This window comes from Pseudomonas sp. GM_Psu_1 (assembly GCF_026544185.1).
GTDB lineage: Bacteria > Pseudomonadota > Gammaproteobacteria > Pseudomonadales > Pseudomonadaceae > Chryseomonas > Chryseomonas oryzihabitans.
The window spans coordinates 203882-223499 of record NZ_JALNUX010000004.1 but is presented as its reverse complement, the minus strand read 5'-3'; the positions used below and the strand labels follow the sequence as shown (position 1 = coordinate 223499).

Genomic DNA, 19618 nt, shown 5'->3' with positions numbered 1-19618 from the left:
TCGAGCGGTGCTATAGCCCGCTTCACTCGACGTTCTGCGCGCTCTTTTCCGGTTCGGCCGCCAGCGGCTTGACCCGGCGCCCGGTCTCCCGCGAGGCCTGCAAGAAGATCGCCGCCGCCAGCATCGAGAGCGCGCCGACGCAGAGAAAGGTCGCGCGAAAGGCGGACAGCACCTCGGTGTCGCCATAGTCGTCCTGGAAACCGCCCAGCAGGGCGGCCGCACAGGCCACGCCAAAGCTCATGGCCAGTTGCATCACCACCGACAGCAGGCTGTTGCCGCTGGCCGCCTGCTGGTCGTGCAGGTCGATGAGGGTAATGGTGTTCATGGCGGTGAACTGCATGGAATTCACCGCGCCGAGGATGCCGAGGTGGATGAGCAGCCAGACGAAGGGCGTCGAGGGACCGATCAGGGCGAGGCTGGCGATCAGGCAACCCAGTAGCAGGGTGTTGCCCACCAGCAGGCGGCGATAGCCGAGGCGCCCGATCAGCGGACCGGCGATGGGCTTGGCCAGCATCGCCGACAGCGCCAGGGGCATCATCAGCAGGCCGGCCTGGGTCGGCGAGTAGCCGAGGCCCACCTGGAACAGCAGCGGGATGAGAAAGGGCAGGGCGCCGCTGCCGAGGCGGGCGAAGAGATTGCCGAAGATGCCCACCGCGAAGCTGCGGATGCGAAACAGCTCGGCGGAGAACAGTGGCTGGTCGTGGTGCAGGGCGCGCAGCCAGTAGGCCACCATGCATGCCATGCCGGCCATCAGCAACAGCACCACCCGCACATGGGGCAGGTGCAATTCGCCGAGGCCTTCCAGGGCGATGCTGATGAGGATCATGGAAGTGCCGAAGAGCAGGAAGCCCAGGCCGTCGAAGCGTTGCGGCAGGGGGCTGCGCAGATCCGGCAGCAGGCGGCGGGTGGCCAGGCAGCCGAGGATGCCCACTGGCAGGTTGATCAGGAAGATCCAGTGCCAGGACACGGCTTCCACCAACCAGCCACCCAGGGCCGGGCCGGCCAGAGGGCCGATCAGGCCGGGAATGGTGATGAAGCTGAGGATGCGGACCAGCTCGCTGCGCGGATAGACGCGCAGGATCACCAGGCGCCCCACCGGCAGCATCAGCGAACCGCCGAGGCCCTGGATGACCCGGGCGGCGATCAGCAGGTTGAGGCTGGGCGCCAGGGCGCAGAGCAGCGAGCCAAAGGTGAAGAGGGCGATGGCGGTGAAGAAGACGCGGCGACTGCCGAAGCGATCGGAAATCCAGCCCGAGGCGGGAATCAGCAGCGCGACAGTGAGCAGGTAGGCGATCACCACCCCCTGCATGCGCAGCGGATTCTCGCCGAGGTCGGCGGCCATGCGCGGCAGGGCGGTGTTGACGATGGTCGCGTCCAGCGACTGCATGAAGAAGGCCACGGCGATCAGCCAGGGAAGCCAGCGGGCCGTGGTGGTATCCAGGGTCGGGGAGGGCATGGGAGGTCCTTGTCGAGACAGCCGACTACCCGCTCTCTGACTGTCTGGCGGCGGCAGGGTGCCCCGCTCCTTCAGCGCGAGCGGGAATCTAGCAGCGCCTCGATCCGCTGGTCCTTCTCTGCCCAGAGCGTGCTGACCCACTGCTGGAAGCCTGCGCGAAATTCCGCATCTTCACTGTAGTCACCCGCCCAGCGCGCCGGATCCAGAGGTCGCGCGCGAATATCGATGATAACGCGTTTGACTCGTCCGCAGAGCAGGTCCCAGAAGCCGGGCACGCGACCGTCGGGATAGACCAGGGTGACGTCCAGCAGGGTGTCCAGCTGCTCGCCCATGGCGGCGAGGACGAAGGCCATGCCGCCGGCCTTGGGCTTGAGCAGGTGGCGATAGGGCGACTGCTGCTCCGCATGCTTGGCGGCGGTGAAGCGGGTGCCTTCCAGGTAGTTGACGATGGTCACCGGCTGGCGGCGGAATTTCTCGCAGGCGCGGCGGGTGATGGCCAGGTCCGCGCCCTTGAGTTCCGGGCGGCGGGCCAGCTGGGCGCGGGTGTATCTCTTCATGAAGGGGTAGTCCAGCGCCCACCAGGCGAGCCCCAGGAAGGGTACCCAGATGAGCTCCTTCTTCAGGAAGAACTTGAAATAGGGCACCTTGCCGTTGAAGGTCTCGATGAGCGCGGGGATATCGACCCAGGACTGGTGATTGCAGATGACCAGGTAGGAGCGGTCACGGCTGAGCGCCTCGGTGCCGCGGATGTCCCAGACGGTGGGGGTGAGGCGGGCGAAGATGGCCTTGTTGATCTCGGCCCAGGTCTCGGCGATGGCGGTGACCACCCGGGAGCAGAGGTCGCGCAGCGCGACAAGGGGCAGCAGCTTGATCAGGGCGAATACCAGTAGCGGACCGATCATGACCAGGGTGTTCAACAGGAGCAGCGCAGAGACGGTGATACCGGTCAGGAGGTGCATGGATTCTCTCGTCTAGAACTTGGGGCGATAGTCTTTGGCGTGACATAGCATTTTGCGATCATCCGCCTCTGGATGGCTGCTGCCGATCCGCTGCGAAGTGAACGCCATGCTCAAAAAGGTTACCAGTGCCGAGGTCTGCCTCGGCATGTACATCCACAAATTCGAAGGCAGCTGGATCGACCATCCGTTCTGGAAGGCGCGCTTCCTGCTGCAGGAGCCACGCGACCTGCAGAAGATCCAGGACAGCGCGGTGACCGCGGTGTGGATCGATATCGCCAAGGGCCTGGATTGCCGGTCCCCGAGCGAATGCTCGCCCGCCCTGGAACCGGTGGCGGTCCCTGAGCCCGTTGCCGCGTCGGTCGCTGCCCCCGAAGCGCTCCCCGCTGCCGCTCCGACCCCGGAGACGGGCACCGCACCGGTCGCCGCCATCAGTTGTCCGCAGGAAATGGCGCAGGCGTCGGCGGTCAGCGCCCACGCCAAGCAGGAGGTGGCGCGGCTGTTCCAGGACGTGCGCCTGGGCCAGGCCATCGAGCTGAGCGAAGTGGCGACCGTGGTCGAGCAGATCTCGGCGTCGGTGTTGCGGCACCCCACGGCACTGATCAGCCTGACGCGGCTGCGCACGGTCGACGAGTATACCTACATCCATTCGGTGTCGGTCTGCGCCCTGATGACGGCGGTGGCGCGGCAGATGGACCTGCCGGCTGAGCAGGTGCTGCTGGCCGGTCAGGCCGGTCTGCTGCACGACGTGGGCAAGATGCGCACCCCCGTCGAGGTGCTCAACAAGCCGGGCAGGCTGACCGAGGCCGAATTCGCCGTGATGCGGCGGCATCCCGAGGAAGGCGTCGCCCTGCTGCGGCAGTGGGGCGCATCCGCGGAGGTCATCGACGTCTGCCTGCACCATCACGAGAAATTCGATGGCAGCGGCTATCCCCATGGGTTGGCCGGCAACCAGATCAGTCTGCTGTCGCGCATCGCCGCGGTCTGCGACGTCTATGACGCCGTCTCCTCGACCCGGCCCTACAAGACCGCCTGGAGTCCGGCCGAGGCGATCCGGCGCATGGCGGAGTGGAAGGGGCACTTCGATCCCCGGGTGTTCCAGGCCTTCGTCAAGACGCTGGGCATCTATCCGATCGGCTCCCTGGTGCGGCTGAGCAACGAGCAGCTGGCGGTGGTGGTCGAGCAGCACCCGGACAGCCTGCTGACCCCGCGGGTGCGGGTATTCTTTTCCGCGCGTTCGCGCACGCCGCTGCCGCAGCGGTTGCTGGATCTCGCCCGGCCGCCCGCCGACGAACGCATCGTGCGGCGGGAAGATCCGCAGGAGTGGGGCTTTCGCAATCTGGAGCGGCTCTGGCAGCAGGCCTAGCGCCGGCTCAGGGGCGGGTCGCCTGCAGCGAGGGCCGCTCGCCGGTACGGGCGTACCAGGCGGCGATGCGCGGACAGTCGCTGCGCCAGGCCCAGGTGGGGATGCGGAAGTCCAGATAGCCGAGCAGGCAGGCCATGCCCAGGCTGGCCACGTCGAATTCGCCCTCCAGTTCGGCGATGGCCTCGCGCTCGAAGTAGTCCAGCGCCCGGGCGATCTTTTCCTGCTGGTTGTCCAGCCAGAGCTTCCACTGCATGCCCGGTGGGCGCATGAAGCTCTCGTAGCGGATCTGCACCGCGGCTTCCATCATGGCGTCGCACAGCGAGGCCAGGGTCAGGCGCCGCCAGCGCTCCGGGCCCTGCCGCGGGATCAGCGGGGTGCGCGCGTGCAGGGTATCCAGGTAGTCGAGGATGACGCGGCTGTCGTGCAGGCAGGTGCCATCGGCCAGGCGCAGGGCGGGAATCTTGCCGGCGGGGTTGGTATCGAGGACGTCGCGATTGGGGTTGAGCGGCGTCTGCTGGACGATTTCCACCTCCACCTGCTCGATCAGGTCCGTCTCGTGGAGCATCACCACGACTTTGCGACCGAAGGGCGAGGCGGGAGTGTGGTACAGGATCATGGACATGGGCCGGGCTCTCCAGAAGGCAGGACTGCATTCGCTTGTGGCGAATCCCTGCACTGTAAGCCCTAGGCCGTCCCGGGTAAAAGATGGCCTTGGTCGTAGGTGGCCGGATCAGGCCAGGCCGGGTAGCTCGACGTATACCCCCAGCCCGCGTCCCTGCAGGCCTTCGCCCAGGTGCAGGCTGCCGCCATGGATTTCGACGATGCGCTTGACGATGGGCAGCCCCAGGCCGCTGCCGACGTTCTGGCCAGCGCTCTCGCTGCGGTAGAAACGAGTGAAGATCACCGCCCGTTCTTCCGGACTGACCCCGGGGCCGCTGTCGCAGACGTCGATACGTACCTGGCCGGGCACCTCCTCGACGACCCGGACCAGCACCTGGCCGCCGCTGGGGGTATAGCGGATGGCGTTGCCGACCAGGTTGGTGAGCAGCACGCCCAGCCAGGTGGGAATACCCGACAGCCTGACCTCCTGATCCTCCAGCACCAGGTCGATGTTCTTCTCGATGGCCAGGGGCGCGAGTTCCGACAGGGTGTCCGCCGCCAGCCGGCCGAGATGGACGGGGACGAACTGCTCCTGCAGGGCGCCGCTGTCCAGCCGCGCCAGGAGCAGGATCTGCTCCATCAGCTGGCTGATGCGTTCGGCGCTGCGACGCACCTGCACCAGGCCACGGGCATGGGCCTGGGGATCGCTGGACCTCAGGGCGACCTGGGTGTGGGTCAGCAGACTGGCGAGGGGGGTGCGGATCTCGTGGGCGGCGTCGCTGGTCAGCCGGCGCTCCGCCTCCAGGGCCCCGTCCAGGCGTTCCAGCAGGGCGTTGATCTCCTCCACCAGGACCGCGGCTTCCAGCGGCACCCGGCTCAGCGGTAACGGCTCCAGGCGCTGGGCGGAGCGCTGCTTGATCTGCGCGGCCAGCTGGCGCAGGGGCTCCAGACCGCGGGTGACGCCGAACCAGATGAGGGCGGCCAGCACCGGCAGGGCCAGGGCCAGGGGAAACAGCGAGCCGAGCAGCAGCAGGTTGGTGGCGCCGCGGCGATCGGCCAGGTTTTCGTAGATCCAGATGCGCCCCTCGCCGCTGCTCAGCCGCAACACGCGCCAGTGCTGCCCCTCGGCCAGCAGGCTGCTGAAGCCGGGCGGCTGGTCGGCCAGGCCGGCCGGCGGCGCCGGGGTGCCGAGGCGCTGGTCGCCGGCCTGCAGCAGATAGCCCAGGGCGTTGCGCCGCTTGAACAGCGGCAGGTCGGCGATGGCCGTGCGGCTGCGCTCCAGGGCCCGGGCCGCGGGCGGCAGACTGCGGTCACCGCCCTCGCCCAGGGTGGCCAGGTGCAGGGCGGCCGAGCCGAAGTCGAGCATGTCCTCGTCGGCCAGGCGATTCACCTGGCGCAGGACCAGCTGGTAGGTCACCAGGGCGGCGATCAGCCAGCAGGCGAAGATGCCGCACAGCAGCAGCGTCAGCAGCCGCCGGCGCAGCGAGACGGCCGGGCCGTCGGTCATGGAGCCGGCCGCTCGGGCTGGTCGATACCGTAGCCGATGCCGCGCACGGTGCGGATCAGGCTGGTGCCGAGCTTGCGTCTGAGGTGATGGATATGGACCTCGATGGCGTTGCTCTCGACGTCACCGTCCCAGCCATAGAGCGCCTGCTCCAGGCGATTGCGCGAGAGCACCTTGCCCATGTTTTCCAGCAGCAGGCGCAGCAGGGCGTATTCCCGCGGTGCCAGCTCCACCGGCTGGCCGGCCAGGGTCACCCGGTGGGTGGCCGGATCGACCCGCAGCTCGTTGTGCTCCAGTTGCGGCAGCGCCCGGCCGGCGCTGCGGCGGGTGAGGGCGCGGACCCGGGCGAGCAGTTCGTCCAGGTCGAAGGGTTTGGTCAGGTAGTCGTCGGCGCCGGTGTCCAGGCCGGTGACCCGGTCGGTGACCTTGTCGCGGGCGGTGAGGATCAGCACCGGGGTGGCGTCGCCGCGCTTACGCAGCGCGGCCAGGACCTCGAGTCCCGAGCGGCGGGGCAGGCCGATGTCGAGCACCACCAGATCGAAGGGATCGGTTTCCAGCGCAGCCTGGGCGGCCTGGCCATCGGTCACCCAGTCGACGGTATCGCCTTCCAGGGCCAGGCCGGCGCGGATGCCGTCGCCCAGCAGCATGTCGTCTTCGGCCAGCAGTATTCTCATCGGATTTTCCCAGGCGGTTGAGCGGTTTTACCGCTCCGGGCCGGCCTCGGCAAGAGCGGTGACCATCTCTAGGATGGTCAGCCTCCAGCCTAGGCCAGGGCGCTTAAGGCCGGATTAACACGGCTCAGGGACGCTGGGCGCTGACCCGCCAGATCGTATTGCCGACATCGTCGGCCACCAGCAGGCCGCCGTGACCATCGTTGACCACCCCGACCGGACGTCCCTGGGCCTCTTCCTTGCCATTGAGGAAGCCGGTCAGCAGGTCGCGCGGCGGGCCGCTGGGCTTGCCGTTCTGGAAGGGCACGAAGACGACCTTGTAGCCGCTCTTGGGATCGCGATTCCAGGAGCCGTGCTGGCCGACGAACATGCCCTGGCGAAACGCCGTCGGCAACCCGCTGTCGGCGCTCGCGAAGGCCAGGCCCAGGGAGGCGGTGTGGGTACCCAGGGCGTAGTCCGGGGTCAGCGCCTTGGCCACCAGATCCGGGCGGGGCGGCTGTACCCGGCTGTCCACGGTCTTGCCCCAGTAGCTGTAGGGCCAGCCATAGAAGCCGCCGTCCTGCACCGAGGTGGCATAGTCCGGCACCAGGTCGCTGCCGATCTCGTCGCGTTCGTTGACCACCGTCCACAGTTTGCCGGTGCTGGGCTCCCAGTCCAGCCCATTGGGGTTGCGCAGGCCGGTGGCGAACAGGCGTTTCTGGCCGCTGGCGCGATCCAGCTCCCAGATGGCGGCGCGGCCTTCCTCGATATCCAGGCCGTTTTCGCCGACGTTGCTGTTGGAGCCCACGGTGAGATAGAGCTTCTTGCCGTCGCGACTGGCGATGACGTTCTTGGTCCAGTGGTGATTGATGCCCGCCGGCAGCTCGGTGACCGTCACCGGCTGGCCTTCCAGGCGAGTCGCACCGGGGCGATAGGAGAAGCGCACCAGGGCATCGGCATTGGCGACATAAAAGTCCTCGCCCACCAGCACCATGCCGAACGGCGAATGCAGCTGTTCGGCGAAGACGGTGCGGGTCTCGGCGACGCCATCGCCGTCGGCATCGCGCAACAGGGTGATGCGGTCGGCGCTGGGCACCCCGGCGCCGGCCTTCTTCATGAACAGACCCGCGATCCAGTTCTTGATCCCGGGAAAATCCTCGCGCTTGGGCGCATTGCTTTCCGCCACCAGCACATCGCCATTGGGCAGCACATAGAGCCAGCGCGGATGGTCCAGGCCACGGGCGAAGGCCTGGACCTGGGTGCCGGGCGCGGCAGTGGGCTTGCCGCCTTCGGGCCAGCCGACCGCCGGGGCCACGTTGATGGTCGGTAGCAGTGTCTTGTGGGGTTCCGGCAGGGTCGGCGTCGGCCCATAGCCGGCTTCGCGCTGCAGGCGCGCGGTCTCGCCGCAGCCGAGCAGGGTCACGGCGGCCAGGGTCAGGGCCAGGGTACGCAAGGGATGGGGCGTGCTCAGGGGCATGGCAGGGCTCTCGCGAGGGGCTCGCAGGATAGAGCCCGGCTGCCGGCGAACGTTCCGGGGCCGGTTCCGTGGCCATACTGGGCATCTGTGCAGTCCGGTTTTGAAAATGACTCTTTTTCCCCAGTCGGTCTTTTTGAGTGCTCGGGCGCTGCGCTCGTTCTTTCACGGATACGGAAAGTCTTGCCGATTCAAGGTGTTAGCGGGACTGCGCCGAGGTCTGCGGAAAAGCGCCGGCTATCTGACGTAAATCAAAGCGTAACTAGCTGTTTTTGAACGAAAGATTCACTAAAGCTGGCGCAGCTGACGCCGATAGCTGCCCCAACAATGACGACGAAGTCGCACCCAGTGGCGCCGCAAGCGGACGCGGCCGCCTGAACTCGCCTACGCCAGGACCCGCTAGCTTGCGGGGGCGGGGAGTCTTTCTTTTCACAGGTGCAGTCATGCAATCCCTTACCCGGCGCTTGCGCCAGTTTTCCCTGCGGCTGGCCGGTACCCTGGCCCTGAGCAGCGCACTCCTGGGTTCGGCCCAGGCGGTCGACCTGGTCGGTCTCAACTTCTCCGGTGCCGGCTTCGCCAGCCAGGTGCTGCCCGGCCTCAACAACCGCAACTACATCTTTCCCAGCGAACAGCACTTCAAGGACTGGAGCGCCAAGGGCATCAAGCTGGTGCGCTTTCCGATCATTTGGGAGCGCATCCAGCCCAACCTGAATTCGATGCTGGATCCGGACTATGGCGCCCTGGTCACCCAGACACTGAATTACGCCCAGAAGTATGGCGTCAAGGTGATCCTCGACCTGCACAACTATGCGCGCTATCGCGGCGAGGTGATCGGCGCCGGCAAGGTCACCTACTTCAACTACTGGGACGTGACCTATCGCCTGGCCTTCCGCTTCGGCAAGCACCCGGCGCTCTTCGGTTACGACATCATGAACGAGCCCCACGACGCCGTGGCCTTCTGGCCGACCGCCGCCCAACACGGCATCAACGGCATCCGTACCGTGGACAGCGTCCACCCCATCATCGTCGAGGGCAACGGCTGGTCCAGCGCCGCGCGCTGGCCGCAGTGGAACGATCCGCTGCTGGCGCTCAAGGACCCGGCCAACAAGCTGATCTTTTCCGCCCACGTCTATTTCGACAATGACGGTGGCGGCCAGTACGCCAGCAAGGACATGAGCGGCTTCGACCCCATGGTCGGGGTGAATCGCGTCAAGCCCTTCGTCGACTGGCTGAAGAAGAACGGCAAGCAGGGCTACATCGGCGAATTCGGCGTGCCGGACGACGATCCGCGCTGGCTGGTGGCCATGGACAACATGCTGGCCTATCTCAAGCAGCACTGCATTCCGGCCAGCTACTGGGCCGCCGGTCCCGGCTGGGGCAACTACAACCTGGCGGTAGAACCCATCAACGGCGTGGATCGACCCCAGTGGGCGACCCTGAAGAAGTACGTCGACAGCAGCAGCTGCGCGAGCATCGGTCCCAAATAAGCCCGGCCAGCGATGGCGGTCCCCGGGGTCGGCAGGCTACCCTTGCCTTTTAACCGTGCCAGCCCCGAGGACCTCTCATGAGCCAGATTCCCGCCGACCTGCGTTATGCCGCCAGCCACGAATGGGCCCGTCTGGAAGCCGACGGTAGCGTGACCGTCGGCATTTCCGACCATGCCCAGGAAGCCCTGGGCGATGTGGTCTTCATCGAACTGCCGGAAGTCGGCAAGACCCTCGCCGCCGGTGACCAGGCCGGGGTGGTGGAATCGGTGAAGGCGGCCTCGGACATCTATGCCCCGGTGGGCGGCGAGGTGATCGCCGTCAACGAGGCCCTGGCCGACGCCCCCGAGCAGGTCAATGGCGAGCCCTATGGCGCCTGGTTCTTCAAGCTCAAGCCGCAGGATGCGGCCGAGCTGGACAAGCTGCTCGACGCCGACGGCTATCGCGCCGCCAGCGAGAGCTGAGGCGCCATCCGCCGCCCGGACCCCGAGCAAAAAAGAACCCCGCGCGGCGTGGCCGGCGGGGTTCTTTTTTTGCCTGGCCCTTACTGGGTCAGGATACGCATGGCGAGATCGCTGTCGCTGGCCTTGAGGCCTGGCTCGGCGGCGCGCATGTCGCGCAGCGCGGCCTCCAGGTAGGGGCCACGGATCTGGCCGTTGCTGGCCAGGTAGGAGCTGGCGTCGTCCTGGGTGGCGGCGACGATCTTGTGGTCGTCACGGCTGGTGGTATAGAACGAGCCCGAGGTCGCCCCGAGGGTCGCGGCATGCCGCCAGAACCGGGCATCCGCATTGGCGGCGGTGGTCGCGGCCAGCAGCGGCAGGCCGATCAGGGAAACCAGAGCAAGCTTCTTCAGGCGCATGGATGAGATCTCCTTCTTGAGGTTTCCTATAGAGAGCTCAGACGTCCTTCGAGTTCCAGCGCCCTGTGCCGGCTTCTTCGCCAGTGCCTAGCGTTGGATCATGCTGTGGATGCGCTCGGCCAGGGCATCGATGTCGAAGGGCTTGATCAGCATGTCCATGTTCTCGCCGAGGAATTCGCCGCGCACCTTGGCGTTCTTGGCATAGCCGGTGATGAACAGCACCTTGAGCTCGGGGCGCCGACCACGGGCGATCTCGGCGAGCTGGCGGCCGTTCATGCCGGGCAGGCCGACGTCGCTGATGAGCAGGTCCAGCCGCTGATCGCTCTCGATGATCGGCAGGGCGCCATCGGCATCGCTCGCCTCCAGCGCGGTGTAGCCCAGCTCCGCGAGCACCTCCAGCACGATCATGCGCACCGCGTATTCGTCCTCCACCACCAGCACGGTCTGGCCCGCCTCGGCGCGGGGCGCGACCTTGAGCGTCGGTTGATCGGTGGCGGCGGCCGCCACCTCCGGATGGCGCGGCAGATAGAGACTGATGGTGGTGCCCTGGCCCTGTTCGGTGTCGATGCGCGCGGTGCCGCCGGACTGCTTGACGAAGCCGTAGATCATCGACAGGCCGAGCCCCGTGCCCTGGCCGGCCGGCTTGGTGGTGAAGAAGGGTTCGAAGGCCTTGGCCTTGACCTCCGGTGGCATGCCGGTGCCGGTGTCGGCCACGCTCAGGCGCACATAGTCGCCCGGAGTCAGGGATTCGCGGGCCGCCGCCTCGGCGTCGAGGCTGAGGTTGGCGGTGGCGATGCACAGCTCGCCGCCGGCGGGCATGGCGTCGCGGCCATTGATGACCAGGTTGAGCAGGGCGTTTTCCAGCTGATGGGTATCGCTGTGGGCCAGCCAGGCGACCGGCGCCAGATCCAGGCGCAGGGCGACGTTTTCGCCCACGGTGCGCACCAGCAGGTCCTGCAGGGAGGCGACCAGCTGGTGGACGTCCACCGGCTGCGGGTCCAGGGTCTGGCGGCGGGCGAAGGCCAGCAGCCGGTGGGTGAGGGCGGCGGCACGGTCGGCCGAATTGACCGCGGCGTTGATGTAGCGATCCAGGTCCTGGGTGCGGCCGTTGGCGATGCGCAGGCGGATCAGGTCGAGGGCGCCGACGATGCCGGTGAGCATGTTGTTGAAGTCGTGGGCGATGCCGCCGGTGAGCTGGCCGATGGCTTCCATTTTCTGCGACTGGCGCAGGGCTTCCTCGGTGCGCTCGCGTTCGTAGATCTCGGCGATCAGCCGCGCATGGCTACGCCCCAGTTCCTGGGTACGCTCGGCGATGCGCTGTTCCAGCTGGTCGGTGGTCTGGCGCGCCTCGGTGACGTCCACGCCACAGCCCACCAGGCCATGGAATTCGCCGTCGAGCTCCAGGCGCGGGGTGCCCTCCAGGCGTAGCCAGCGCCATTCGCCCTGGGCATTGCGCACTCGCACCTCCGCGCGCAGGGCGCTGTGGGTGGCGACGGCCTGCTTGAAGGCACCCTCGAAGGCCGGGCATTCGCTGTCCGGCAGCAGGGCGCTCCAGCCCTGGTCGTGCAGATCGGCGTCGTGCAGATCGAATTCGCTGGCGAAGCGCTGGTTGACGAATTGCAGCTGGCCGTCGGCGTCGCAGGCCCAGATCAGCACCGGTGCGCTGTCGGCCATGAGCCGGAAACGGCCCTCGCTCTCGCGCTGGGCGTCCTGGGAGCGCTGCCGGCAGATGGCCGACCAGAGCCGGTCGGTGACGTCGCGCAGAAATTGCACCTCGCCTTCCGTCCACAACCGGGCGCGCTGGTCATGGGCGACGAACAGTGCGCGCAGGCGACCGTCTTCATAGAGCGGGATGTCCACCAGCGCCGCGATCTCCAGGTCGAGCAGGCGCTGCGCATTGGCCTGGGCGCGCGGGTCCTGGCTGACGTCGTCGATCACCAGGGGCGCTTCGCCCTCCTGGCTGCCCAGGCTGTCGGGGGCGAGCAGCGGATAGGCCAGGGCCTGGTCGAAGTGGCCATTGGGCGTCCACATCTGGTGCGGGACGAAGGTGCCGCGACTCTCGTCCAGACGGGCATAGCCGACCCGGCGCAGGCCCAGTCGGGTACCCACCAGTTCCAGGGCCGCGGCCACCCCGGCGCTTTCCGGGTCGCCTTCGCGCAGGCGGTCGCCCAGTTCGATGAGGGCGTGCTGGCGGGCTTCGGCGGCGCGGCGCTCCTCGATCTGCCGGCGCAGCTGGCGATTGGTCTCGCTGATGCGATCGGCGTCATGGCGTTCGCGGGTGATGTCGCGGGCGATGCCCACCAGCCGCCGCTGACCGCCGGGCTCCAGGCGTTCGCGGCCGCGGATGCTCAGCCACACCGGCTCGCCCTGGCGCGGACTGCGCACGCGAAAGGTCAGCCGCAGGTCATAGGCATTGCCGCCGCCCTGGATGGCCGCGCTGACATAGGCCCGCACCCGGGGCGCGTCGGCGGGGTGCAGGGCGCGCAGCAGCGCCGCGCCGCGCAGGGTGCAGCGGCGCTCCGTGGCCCCGACCAGATGGGCGAGGCGCGAATCCCAGCTGATCAGGTCGCGGTCGATGTCATAGTCCCAGACGCCCAAGTCGGCCACGTCCATGGCCAGGGCGATGCGCTGCTCGGCCAGGCGCAGGGCGTCGGCTGCGGCGGTGCGCTCGATGACGATGCGGATGCGCTCGGCCACCTCGCGTACCAGGGCGACATCGCCGATGGTCCAGTGGCGGGGCGTGTCGGCATAGAGGAACAGCAGACCCACCAGCTGTTCTTCGGCGAGCAGGGGCACCACCAGGCCGGCGCGCACGCCATGCTCCACCAACTGGGTGCGCATCTCGCCCAGGCGACTGTCCTGGGTGCTGTCTTCCACGCTGACGATGATGCCGCGGCGCAGCTCCTCCACCGCCGAGGTGTGCCAGTGCGCCAGGCTGGGCAGGTTGAGACGGTGGGTTCGGCCCTGTTCGAGCCAGTCGCTGTCGATGGTCAGGCTGCCGTCGCGGCCGACCCGGGCATAGCCGATGCGCTGCACGGCGAGCAGGTGGCCGAGGCTGTCGCCCAGTACCGAGGCGACTTCGCCGGTGTGGGTCACGCCATGCAGCAGGTCGCCCAGTTCGAGCAAAAAGCGCTGGCGGTCATGGCTGCGAATGCGTTCGCTGAGGTCGACGAAGGTGCAGATGGCGCCCTGGACCTCGCCGTCGCGCCAGAGCGGCTGGGCGCGCCATTCCACCGGCAGCAGACTGCCGTCCTCGCGCAGCAGGGCGTCGGCGGACAGGTGCAGGGTGGCGCCTTCGCTGGCGGCGCGCTGCAGGGCCCGGGCGCCATCCTCGCTGCGGGCGGAGCTGAGCCGGGTGTCCAGGCGTTCGCCGAGGATGTCGCGGTCCTCGGGCAGGCCGAGCATCTGCCGGAAGGCGCGGTTGCAGAGGGTGGCGCGGCCCTGGCGATCCAGGGCGCAGAAGCCCTCGTGGGTCGATTCGAGCAGCAGGTGGGCGAAGGCCTCGCTTTCCCGTAGCGCCGTTTCCGCCCGCTTGCGGCTGTCGATGTCCTGGGCCACGCCCACCCAGTGCTCGATCTCGCCGCTGGCATTGGTGAAGGGCATGGTGCGGGTTTCGAACCAGCGATAGTGACCCTCGGCATCGCGCAGCTGCAATTCCAGGCTGCCGGCGACGCGTTGCTCGCGCACCTCGCGCCAGCGCCGCAACAGCTGCGGACGCTGCTCGGGATGGATGGCGCCGGCCCAGAGATCGGGGTCGGCGACCACGCTGGCCGGACTCAGGCCGCTGTATTCGTACCAGTAGCGATTGGCGTATTCGAAGCTGCCATCGGGCCGCGCGAACCAGATGATCTGCGGATTGACGTCCATCAGGGCGCGGTAATGGGTTTCGTCGAGGGTGCTGTGCCGCGCCGGCGAGGCCGCCTGCAACCGCGTCTCGAACAGGCGCAGCACCTGGCGCGCCAGGCGTTCGAGGCCGCTCAGGCGTGCGGCGTTCAGCTCGCGCGGTTGCCAGTCGAGCACGCAGAGGGTGCCGAGAAAGACGCCTTCGGCCGTCCGCAGCGGAGCGCCGGCATAGAATCTCAGCCCGGCCGGATCGGTCACCAGGGGATTGTCGGTAAAGCGCGGATCCTGGCTCAGGTCCTCGATCTGCCGCGCCTCCCGGGCGTCGTGCAGGTGCTGGCAGAAGGACAGCGCCAGGGGAATTTCCGCCACGCCCAGGCCGCGTTCGGCGATGAACAGCTGCTGCTCCTCGCCAAGCAGGTTGACCGCGGCGATGGGCGTCTCGCAGAGGGTGGCCGCCAGTTCCACCAGGTCGTCGAGGGCCGGCTCCGGCTGGCCGTCGAGCAGGCCGCAGGTGGCCAGGAGCGCCTGGCGGCGACGGCGCTGCTCGGCGTCCTCGGCACCCACGGCAGGGTTCACGACGGTTGTCTGCACGGCTGGCTATCCTTGTTCCGCTCGCGGGCTGCTGGACCTAACGTTCGCTCTGGGGCGTGACGCGCAGGACTTCTTCCACGGTGGTGAAGCCGGCGGCGATCTTTTGCGCACCGGACAGCCGCAGGCTGCGCATGCCTTCCTTGAACGCCTGCCGCCGCAGCGCGGTGATGTCGGTATCCGCCGTCACCAGTTCGCGCAGACTATCGGAGAGGGTGAGGATTTCGTATACCCCGGCACGACCGCGATAGCCGGTGTCACGACATTCCGGGCAACCCACCGGCTGCATGGCGCCGGTGGGCAGCGGGGCGTTCCACGGCTTGGTCAGTTCCTGCCAGGCGGCCGGGTCCAGTTCGGTGGGCGTCTTGCAGGCCGGGCAGAGGGTCCGCACCAGCCGCTGGGCCATGACGCCGAGCACCGTGGCGCGGATCAGGTAGTAGGGCACGCCCAGTTCGATCAGGCGACTCACCGAGCTGGGGGCGTCGTTGGTGTGCAGGGTGGAGAGCACCAGGTGACCGGTCAGGGCCGCCTGGATGGCCATCTCGGCGGTTTCCAGGTCGCGGATCTCGCCGATCATGATGATGTCGGGATCCTGTCGCATCAGCGCCCTGACGCCACTGGCGAAGGTCACCTCGATGTTGGGCTGCACCTGCATCTGGTTGAAGGCGTCCTCCACCATCTCGATGGGATCTTCGATGGTGCAGACGTTGACCTCGGGCGTGGCCAGCTGCTTGAGGGTGGTGTACAGCGTGGTGGTCTTGCCCGAACCGGTGGGACCGGTGACCAGGATGATGCCGTTGGGTTGCCCGGTCATGCCGGCCCAGCGGCGCAGGTCGTCGGCGGAGAAACCGAGCTGGTCGAAGCTCTTGAGCAGCACGTCCGGGTCGAAGATCCGCATCACCAGCTTTTCGCCGAAGGCGGTGGGCATGGTCGACAGGCGCAGTTCGACTTCCTTCTCGCCGGCCATGCGCGTCTTGATCCGGCCGTCCTGGGGCTTGCGCTTCTCGGCGACGTTCATGCGCCCGAGGTTCTTGATCCGGCTGACCACCGCCAGGGTGACCTGGGCCGGGAACTGGTAGACGGTGTGCAGCACCCCGTCGATGCGAAAGCGCACCGCGCCCTGCTCGCGACGCGGCTCGACGTGGATATCGCTGGCGCGCTGCTGGAAGGCGTACTGGAACAGCCAGTCGACGATGTTGACGATGTGGGCGTCGTTGGCATCCGGCTCGCCATCGGCGGCGCCGAGATTGACCAGCTGCTCGAAGTTGCCGACGCCGCTGGTCTTCTGCTCCACCGCCGAGGCGCCGGTGACCGAGCGCGCCAGGCGAAAGAATTCCTGGGTGTAGCGGGTGATGTCCGCCGGGCTGGCCACCACGCGCTTGATCGGCCGCTGCAGCACATGGGTGAGGTTGCTTTCCCAGCTGTGCACGAAGGGCTGGGCGCTGGCCACCGTCACCTCGTCCGGGCTCACCGCCACGGCGAGGATCTTGTTGCGCTGGGCGAAGGCGTAGGACATCAGCGGGGTGACCGAGGCCACGTCCACCTTGAGCGGATCGATGCGGTAGAAGGGCTGGCCGGAATACTCGGCGAGCCAGCGGGTAAGGCTGTCCAGATCCAGCTTGCGCCCCGGGCGACTGAGGTCGTCCACGCTCTGCGCCGCCAGGAACTCCAGCGGATGCTGCTGCGGATTGGCCGAACCGCGGCGCAGGAGCAGGCACTGTTCGGCGGTCTGCTGGTCGATCCGCTGCTGGCTGACCAGCTCGCGCAGGATGTCGCCCAGGTCGAGCCAACGATCAGCGGAAGGGGAAGCTATGGCGGACATCTGGACTCCTTGAAAAGGTGGTCGCACTCGGGGTGGCGCCCGGTGCCTGACCGGGGACGACCCGCCTGCGCTACCCGCCAGGTTGGTCGCCTCCTCCAGCATAGCGATTTTGTATTAAGGAATCGCTCGCGGCCTTGTGCCATCAGGATGGACGGCCGGATGCGCCAGCCGTTCCCGCCATTCGGCGGCTCAGGCCAGGGCTTTCCAGGGCGCCAGGCCATGGACCAGGCGCGCCTGCTCGGCTACCCCGGCGAGATCGCCATGGGCGCTCAGCGGCGCCAGCTTGCCCAGTTCGCCATACAGCCGATCGGCTTCGGGCAGGTCCAGCGCGCCCCGCGCCAGGTGCAGCCAGACCTGCATGCGCTCCAGGCGCGGCAGCTGCTGCTCGATCAACTCGGGTTCGGTGATGGCGCGTAGCAGCGGCAACTCGGCCGCTTCCAGGGCCAGGAAGCGCGGCAGCCACTGGCCCAGGGGCGTCGCGCCCTGGCGTTCGCCACGGCCGGTGCGGCCCTGGGTCCAGGCGCGCTCGTGCAGCCAGCGCGCGGCGCGCAGGGAGAACAGGCCCCAGCGCGGCTGCTCCAGTTCGGTGGCGAAGCGCTGCGGTGCCTGGCGGCGGGCTTCCTCGTCGTCCTGGCCGATGGCGGCCAGCGGGCGCCAGTCGGCGAGCAGCTCGTCGAGGGTCTGGCGCAGGTCGCGGCTGGTGGCCCGCGGAGCGGCCTGGCCAAGGCTGCCGAGCAGGGCGCGCAGGTCGATCAGCTGGTGCACCCAGTCCACCAGCAGGCGCCAGTGGCCATTCCAGCGATACTGTTCGGCCAAGCGCTGGCTGCCGGCCAGCAGGTGTCCGCCGAGGCGGGCGACGGCCTCGTCCAGCGGCGTTTCGGCGTCGAGTTCCGGCGCAGAGAGGTAGAGGGTGTAGCTCGCCGCATCGTGCAGGCGATAGCCACGCTCGGCCTTGCTGATGTCGCAGGGCATCAGCGGGAATTCGGCGGCCAGTTGTTCGGCCAGTTCCAGCAGCGCGGCCGGTTCGCCCTGGCGCAATTCCAGCTCGACCTCGGCGATGGCCTCGCGCTGGTCGCCGGCACGCACCTCGCCCTGGTCGAGGGCGACTTCGATGATGGTTCGGGCCTTGCCCCGGCCCCAGGCGATCTCCGCGGCGTCGCGGACGAAATCGGTGTCGAACACCGGCTGCAGGCGGCGCAGGTCCAGGTCGGCCAGTTCCGCCGGCCAGCAGCTGTCGTCGAACAGCGCGGTGTCCAGGGTGGCATCGGCCAGCGGCCATTCCCACTCGTTGCGCTCGGACAGCCCGGCCAGGCTCTGGCCGCGACTCTTGAGCGTCTGGATGAAACGCTCGCCATCACGGCGCACACGCAGGGCGACCTTGGCATGGGCCAGGTCGCGGGTGTCGGTGTCGTAATAGCAGTTGGACAGCTCGTGGCGCTGCCAGCCGTCCTTGCAACGCTTCTTCAGCAGCGGATGAGCGCGCAGGGCGTCGAGGGTCGCCGCACTGGCGCGCAGCTTGATTTCGGTTTCTTTGGCCATTGGAGGATCCTGGCGCCGGAAGAGAACGGTCCGGCTCCGTGCCGAGCGCGTCATGACGACGGACGGCGAGAACGTGGGCGCTAGTTTAGCCCGTCCCGCCCCCCTGGCGCATGAAGGTTTCATCGCGCGGCGGATGGCGCCATGATGGAGGCGTGACCAGGAGACCCCGCATGACCCTGCCCGCGCTGAAAGCTCTGTTCTCAACCCTGATCGCCGAAAGCTCGGTGAGCTGCACCCAGCCCGCCCTGGACCAGTCCAACGCTGGCGTCATCGCCCGCCTGAGCGACTGGTTCGGCGCCCTGGGCTTCGCCTGCGAGACCCAGGAGGTAGCACCCGGCAAGTTCAACCTGATCGCCACCCTGGGCAGCGGGCCGGGCGGTCTGGTGCTGGCCGGCCATACCGATACCGTACCCTATGACGCCGCGCTCTGGCAGGCCGATCCCCTGCGTCTGCGCGACGCCGACGATCGCTGGTACGGCCTGGGCAGTTGCGACATGAAGGGCTTCTTCGCGTTGATCCTCGAGGCGGTACGCGACCTGGATCCGCGCCAGCTGCGCCAGCCGCTGATCGTGCTGGCCACCTGCGACGAGGAATCCTCCATGGACGGCGCCCGGGTACTGGCCGAAGCCGGCCGCCCCCTGGGCCGCGCCGCAGTGATCGGCGAGCCGACCGGATTGCGGCCGATCCGCCTGCACAAGGGCATCCTCATGGAGCGCATCGACATCCTCGGCCAGAGCGGCCACTCCTCCGATCCGAGCCTGGGCCACAGCGCCCTGGACGCCATGCAGGCGGTGATGGGCGAGCTGCTCGACCTGCGCGCCCAGTGGCAGCGTGAATACCGCAATCCGCTGTTCCTGGTGCCCCAGCCGACGCTGAATCTGGGCTGCATCCATGGCGGCGACAATCCCAACCGCATCTGCGGCCAGTGCGCTCTGGAATTCGACCTGCGCCCCCTGCCGGGCATGCAGCCCGAAGCCCTGCGCCAGGCCATCCGCGGGCGGCTGCTGCCGGTCGCCGAACGCTTCGGGGTACGGATCGACTACCAGCCGCTGTTTCCCGCCGTACCGCCCTTCGAGCAGCCCGCCGAGGCCGAACTGGTGCGCCTGGCCGAGCGGCTCACCGGCCACCGCGCCGAGGCCGTGGCCTTCGCCACCGAGGCGCCCTATTTGCAGGCGATCACCCAGGAGGTACTGGTGCTCGGCCCCGGCGACATCAGCTGCGCGCACCAGCCCGAGGAGCACCTGGCGCTGGCGCGGATCGCGCCTACCGTCGAGCTGCTGCAGCAGCTGATCGGCCACTACTGCCTGGGCGCGGCCGCAGCGGTCCGATGAACAGACCCGCGCGTCCGGCGTGACTTTTTGTAAACTCCAGACGGTCTACTGAGGCTGTCTGCCCATCCGCTCCCTGTCGAGGAACCCCCGTGCTGCGACGACGCTGAACGCCCTGCCTGCCCTCGTTCACCCTCCCGCCTATCCTC

Annotated in this window: 14 protein-coding genes; 4 read left to right on the top strand and 10 right to left on the bottom strand. The window is 68.2% G+C overall.

Annotated elements, in window-relative coordinates; translation table 11 throughout:
• Nucleotides 1-22: 22 nt before the first annotated feature.
• Both mdtD and OXS31_RS08480 read right to left on the bottom strand, forming a co-directional pair.
• Nucleotides 23-1456 carry a multidrug transporter subunit MdtD gene (mdtD, locus tag OXS31_RS08485; RefSeq protein ID WP_007161278.1) on the bottom strand — a complete coding sequence of 478 codons (1434 nt, stop codon included), beginning with the start codon at nt 1454-1456 and terminating at the stop codon, nt 23-25.
• Between the two features lie 71 nt (nt 1457-1527).
• Complete coding sequence (locus OXS31_RS08480) at nt 1528-2415, bottom strand: acyltransferase (RefSeq protein WP_027598239.1); 888 nt, start codon at nt 2413-2415, stop codon at nt 1528-1530.
• A gap of 106 nt (nt 2416-2521) precedes the next feature.
• Here OXS31_RS08480 and OXS31_RS08475 point away from each other — a divergent pair, with 106 nt between their 5' ends.
• Nucleotides 2522-3778, top strand: a complete 1257-nt coding sequence (locus OXS31_RS08475) for an HD-GYP domain-containing protein (RefSeq protein ID WP_267398681.1) — start codon at nt 2522-2524, stop codon at nt 3776-3778.
• 7 nt (nt 3779-3785) lie between these two features.
• Here the strand turns inward: OXS31_RS08475 and OXS31_RS08470 are convergent, their stop codons facing one another.
• The 4 genes from OXS31_RS08470 to OXS31_RS08455 all read right to left on the bottom strand — a co-directional run bounded on the left by OXS31_RS08470 (nt 3786) and on the right by OXS31_RS08455 (nt 8009).
• Nucleotides 3786-4400 carry a glutathione S-transferase family protein gene (locus OXS31_RS08470; protein WP_037007333.1) on the bottom strand — a complete coding sequence of 205 codons (615 nt, stop codon included), beginning with the start codon at nt 4398-4400 and terminating at the stop codon, nt 3786-3788.
• Between the two features lie 108 nt (nt 4401-4508).
• Nucleotides 4509-5885: an ATP-binding protein gene (locus OXS31_RS08465; protein ID WP_027603078.1), complete on the bottom strand. Its 1377-nt coding sequence runs from the start codon at nt 5883-5885 to the stop codon at nt 4509-4511.
• Nucleotides 5882-6556, bottom strand: coding sequence for a response regulator (locus OXS31_RS08460; protein WP_027598241.1), 675 nt, complete (start codon nt 6554-6556; stop codon nt 5882-5884). Before OXS31_RS08460 ends, OXS31_RS08465 begins: the two co-directional genes overlap by 4 nt.
• A gap of 124 nt (nt 6557-6680) precedes the next feature.
• Nucleotides 6681-8009, bottom strand: a complete 1329-nt coding sequence (locus OXS31_RS08455) for a sorbosone dehydrogenase family protein (RefSeq protein WP_267398679.1) — start codon at nt 8007-8009, stop codon at nt 6681-6683.
• A 440-nt stretch (nt 8010-8449) separates the two neighbouring features.
• Between OXS31_RS08455 and OXS31_RS08450 the strand changes: the two genes are divergently transcribed.
• Nucleotides 8450-9493 (top strand): glycoside hydrolase family 5 protein, encoded by a 1044-nt coding sequence (locus tag OXS31_RS08450; protein WP_027598243.1) that lies wholly within the window; start codon nt 8450-8452, stop codon nt 9491-9493.
• A 77-nt stretch (nt 9494-9570) separates the two neighbouring features.
• Complete coding sequence (gene gcvH, locus OXS31_RS08445) at nt 9571-9954, top strand: glycine cleavage system protein GcvH (RefSeq protein WP_007161270.1); 384 nt, start codon at nt 9571-9573, stop codon at nt 9952-9954.
• An 80-nt stretch (nt 9955-10034) separates the two neighbouring features.
• Here gcvH and OXS31_RS08440 read toward each other — a convergent pair whose 3' ends face one another.
• From OXS31_RS08440 to OXS31_RS08425, 4 genes are all read right to left on the bottom strand, one after another.
• The gene (locus OXS31_RS08440; protein WP_007161269.1) at nt 10035-10349 is read right to left on the bottom strand and encodes a DUF2388 domain-containing protein; all 315 of its coding nucleotides are present in this window, start codon (nt 10347-10349) and stop codon (nt 10035-10037) included.
• Nucleotides 10350-10436: 87 nt separating this feature from the next.
• Complete coding sequence (locus OXS31_RS08435; RefSeq protein WP_150340011.1) at nt 10437-14783, bottom strand: PAS domain S-box protein; 4347 nt, start codon at nt 14781-14783, stop codon at nt 10437-10439.
• Between the two features lie 37 nt (nt 14784-14820).
• Nucleotides 14821-16602, bottom strand: a complete 1782-nt coding sequence (locus tag OXS31_RS08430; RefSeq protein ID WP_027598246.1) for a GspE/PulE family protein — start codon at nt 16600-16602, stop codon at nt 14821-14823.
• Between the two features lie 189 nt (nt 16603-16791).
• Nucleotides 16792-18141, bottom strand: a complete 1350-nt coding sequence (locus tag OXS31_RS08425; RefSeq protein WP_144955095.1) for an inorganic triphosphatase — start codon at nt 18139-18141, stop codon at nt 16792-16794.
• A gap of 170 nt (nt 18142-18311) precedes the next feature.
• Between OXS31_RS08425 and argE the strand changes: the two genes are divergently transcribed.
• Nucleotides 18312-19472, top strand: coding sequence for an acetylornithine deacetylase (argE, locus tag OXS31_RS08420; RefSeq protein ID WP_108581503.1), 1161 nt, complete (start codon nt 18312-18314; stop codon nt 19470-19472).
• Nucleotides 19473-19618: the final 146 nt, after the last annotated feature.

Excerpts from the sequence above, each read along its gene's own strand:
- OXS31_RS08465 (WP_027603078.1), bottom strand. The coding sequence starts at position 5,885 with ATGACCGACGGCCCGGCCGTCTCGCTGCGCCGGCGGCTGCTGACGCTG.
- OXS31_RS08460 (WP_027598241.1), bottom strand. The coding sequence starts at position 6,556 with ATGAGAATACTGCTGGCCGAAGACGACATGCTGCTGGGCGACGGCATC.
- OXS31_RS08455 (WP_267398679.1), bottom strand. The coding sequence starts at position 8,009 with ATGCCCCTGAGCACGCCCCATCCCTTGCGTACCCTGGCCCTGACCCTG.
- mdtD (WP_007161278.1), bottom strand. The coding sequence starts at position 1,456 with ATGCCCTCCCCGACCCTGGATACCACCACGGCCCGCTGGCTTCCCTGG.
- OXS31_RS08425 (WP_144955095.1), bottom strand. The coding sequence starts at position 18,141 with ATGGCCAAAGAAACCGAAATCAAGCTGCGCGCCAGTGCGGCGACCCTC.
- OXS31_RS08440 (WP_007161269.1), bottom strand. The coding sequence starts at position 10,349 with ATGCGCCTGAAGAAGCTTGCTCTGGTTTCCCTGATCGGCCTGCCGCTG.
- argE (WP_108581503.1), top strand. The coding sequence starts at position 18,312 with ATGACCCTGCCCGCGCTGAAAGCTCTGTTCTCAACCCTGATCGCCGAA.
- OXS31_RS08450 (WP_027598243.1), top strand. The coding sequence starts at position 8,450 with ATGCAATCCCTTACCCGGCGCTTGCGCCAGTTTTCCCTGCGGCTGGCC.
- OXS31_RS08430 (WP_027598246.1), bottom strand. The coding sequence starts at position 16,602 with ATGTCCGCCATAGCTTCCCCTTCCGCTGATCGTTGGCTCGACCTGGGC.
- OXS31_RS08480 (WP_027598239.1), bottom strand. The coding sequence starts at position 2,415 with ATGCACCTCCTGACCGGTATCACCGTCTCTGCGCTGCTCCTGTTGAAC.
- OXS31_RS08470 (WP_037007333.1), bottom strand. The coding sequence starts at position 4,400 with ATGTCCATGATCCTGTACCACACTCCCGCCTCGCCCTTCGGTCGCAAA.
- OXS31_RS08475 (WP_267398681.1), top strand. The coding sequence starts at position 2,522 with ATGCTCAAAAAGGTTACCAGTGCCGAGGTCTGCCTCGGCATGTACATC.
- gcvH (WP_007161270.1), top strand. The coding sequence starts at position 9,571 with ATGAGCCAGATTCCCGCCGACCTGCGTTATGCCGCCAGCCACGAATGG.